The following is a 3,380-nucleotide window of genomic DNA, read 5'->3' on the forward strand; positions in this document are numbered from 1 at the left end:
ACGTCCTTCACGGGGTGCTTACAGAAAACCTCAAAAGCGGGCATTATACATCAATTCAACTAATTAGAGGCATCACCCAGCCCGCTGAATGGTTTCAGTTAGAGGCGACAACTACCCTGACATGGGGGGAATGTAACCGAAGCAGAGATTAAAGTTTTTTCCGCTGTTATAAACTTGGAGAGCCCTCGATACCATAGACATTTCCTTTCCTCACGGCGAGGCCTTAGAAAATGCCTCCGGACTGACGCCGCCGAGATGACTGTGACGGCGTACCCGGTTGTAGAATACTTCAATGTAATCGAAGATAGTGCTACCGTAATGGCTCAGTTTAGTTTCACAGGCTATGTACTACCCGAAGACGACAAACCACAGGGCGAAAAGCATCATGTTTGTGGTTGATAACTACAACATTCACTGGAATCGTAAAACGCTGCGATCGCTGAAGAAAAATTAGAAGTCCAGAGCCATTCATGTTTTTTACATTACGTTACTCTTGAACATTACTTTTTAATGAAATTCGAGAAAATCTCCTTGAGAAGTAAAAAATCAGAATCAACAAAAGTAGGAAAGGTCCGCCGAAAACAAGTGTCATTCTGAAAGTTTCGGTAAATGCTGTCGTGAAAAGAATAGCCAGCATGGCGCAAAAACCAAGAAGCGTGCTAGCCGGGAAAAATTTCATCTTGAAGGCCAGTGGTATACCTCCCTGTTTATCGTGGTAACGACGGAAAAAGTAATGAGTAAGGAAAATCATCATCCAAGTAAACATGGCACCAAACATGGAAATAGACATCATCAAAGTGAATGCCTTCTCTGGATAAAGAGTATAAAGCCCCGTTGCCAGTGCGATACCGCTAGTGCACAAAATCAGAGCGTTAAACGGAATGCCCTGCTTGTTCAGTTTGCCGAAACAGAGTGGAGCATCGCCACCTCGTGATAGGCTAAACATCATTCGTGTGGCAGTATACAATTGACTATTCATGGCAGAAAGTGCTGCGATAATAACGACAAAATTAAGGATGTCTGCGGCATAAGGAATATTGACGATCTGCATTACGGTAACAAAAGGACTATTTCCTTTGCCAACTTCATTCCAAGGGACTATGGCAAGAACAATAGCCAGAGCCCCTAAATAGAAAATAACCAGTCGTAAAATGGTAGCTCGAAATGCTTGCTTGACTGCTTTTTCTGGGTTTTCCGCCTCTCCGGCTGCAACCGCGATCATCTCTATACTTAAATAACTGAAAATAGAAACGACAACAGCGATCCACATTCCACTAAAACCGTTTGGCATAAACCCATTATGGCTAGTGTAATTATGTACGCCATAACTAGTATTACCTGTCCCCCAGATAATATAGGCGCCGAGAGTGATAAAGGCACAGACCGTGAAAACCTTGATGGACGAAAAAGTATACTCCACCGAGCCAAAAGCTTTAATACTCATGCTATTAACTGCAATGAGAACGCCTGAGAAAAGGATAATCCAGAACCAACCGGGTGAAGAAGGGAACCAGAAGTGCATATATTCAGCAACAGCGGTAATTTCTGTGCCCATGCCTAAAATAAGGCAGGACCAATAGGAATATTTAACGAGGAAACCAGCCAATGGGCCGACATAATGCTCAGCATAGACACCGAACGAACCAGAAGTGCTATGGGCCACTGTCATTTCGGCTAAGCATCCCATAAGAAGGAGGGTAATCAAACCACCTATCGCGTAACTGATCAGTACTGATGGGCCAGCAAACTGAATCGCAAATTTGCTACCGAGAAAAAGCCCAGTCCCAATGGCACCTCCGATTGCTATCATGCTCATCTGACGAGCGCTTAACTGGCGTTTCAGTCCGCTTTCACGCTGCTGTATTTTATTAAAACTCATTATTGCTCCCCCTGAATTTTTTATGGAAAATAGCTTAGTGATGCTCAGTCAGCAACCCAGGGCGACTAGCCAATCCCATAGAGGCATCGATAATGGCACCGTGCATTGGTGTCGAATATGGTCCCGCCAAAAAGGCGATGAGCTCAGCTATTTCATCCGGTTCAATCAAGCGTTGCTTGGGCAAGTTGGCAATCAATTTGTCTCTTTCTTCCATCGAAAGTGTTGCCAAGGTACTGGCTTGAAACATTCCGGTATTAGTCGCTCCTGGGCAGAGGGCAAAAACATCTAATGGAGTATGGACATGCTCAGCGGCCAACTGTCTGGTCATGAATGCTAATGCGGCCTTGCTCATACCATCAGCTAAGCGGAAATGAGGAAAGGCTGCCAGACCGCCACCAACAGAAGCTATATTAATTAACTTGGCAGAAGTAGCCTTTCCTGTTGCTGCCCATATGCTTTTTAAATGCTCGATAAAGAGTTGGCTAAATATCAATGCACCATTGGCATTTATATCTAGCAACAAAGCATCCTGTTGGTGGAGATTGCTAGCATAGTGAGATACTGTGGCAGAACCGACCGCAGCATTGTTCACCAAAATATCAATGCTTCCCCAATATTGTTGAGCATCCAAGAAACATTTCATAATAGATTCCGGATAGCGTAAGTCTAATGCGTGAATACTGACCTTTCCTGGAAATTTATCGGCCAATTTTTGTATATCGTTAACATTTTCAATACCTTCGGCATAGGTGGCTGCGAGTAAATAGCCCGCCTGTATCAGGCGGTGTAATGTGGCTTGGCCAATACCGCCAAGTGAACCCGTTAAGAGTACAGTTTTCGATTGAGCCTTCATAGTTTAATTAAAACTCCTATGTGGATTTTAATCTGAAACCAGGGGAGACTGGCAACTTCAGATTCATATTTAAACCAAGGGGAATATATATCCTCACCCATAAGGAAGTGACACTGATAAATAACATTTTTACCTGGTGCGATACAGGCTAAAAATTAGATGAATTCTCTAGTTAATCATCTGAAAGTTGGCCATACGTACAACCAGTGTCAAATGCCTTTCATTTTCTATGTGGAAAAATCTGATGCTTGGCTTTTCTTCATGGTGAGAGACACTTATCTTATAAGCTTTCAATTGAAAGAATTAATGCCTTTAAATGGTAAACAGAATTCACCATAAATTTATCATGTGATCAATTTTTATTCGAGGGCCGGTGATTCAGCCAGTCAAGATGACTTTAGTTTTAAATGTTAAACACATCCTTGTTATGTACATTTTAATAACATAAATATAACAGCTGTATGATATAACTTCAAGAAAATTGATGGTGAAGTGTATAGGGATAGATATAATTTTTTCCTTCGCGTCAGTTTCACTGATGAAACTATTTAGTTGTGTTTAAATAGTGGGCAATGCCTCTAACTAGTTGAATTGATGTATAATTGTAACAGCTCGCAATCGAAATCCGGTGCTGCCTCCAATTAGTAG

2 protein-coding genes and 1 pseudogene are annotated in these 3,380 nt (G+C 42.2%); all 3 read right to left on the minus strand.

Features of this window, described 5'->3' with window-relative positions:
• Positions 1-210: 210 nt before the first annotated feature.
• Positions 211-327 (minus strand): annotated as a pseudogene (locus U869_RS32050) (IS3 family transposase); the annotation flags it as partial.
• 160 nt (positions 328-487) lie between these two features.
• Positions 488-1,879, minus strand: coding sequence for an amino acid permease (locus U869_RS0128240; RefSeq protein WP_025123920.1), 1,392 nt, complete (start codon positions 1,877-1,879; stop codon positions 488-490).
• Between the two features lie 34 nt (positions 1,880-1,913).
• The gene (locus tag U869_RS0128245; RefSeq protein WP_025123919.1) at positions 1,914-2,732 is read right to left on the minus strand and encodes an SDR family NAD(P)-dependent oxidoreductase; all 819 of its coding nucleotides are present in this window, start codon (positions 2,730-2,732) and stop codon (positions 1,914-1,916) included.
• Between the last annotated feature and the right edge of the window lie 648 nt (positions 2,733-3,380).

Origin of the sequence: Serratia sp. H1w, assembly GCF_000633355.1 — a bacterium.
In the GTDB taxonomy this organism is placed as follows: Bacteria; Pseudomonadota; Gammaproteobacteria; order Enterobacterales; family Enterobacteriaceae; genus Chania.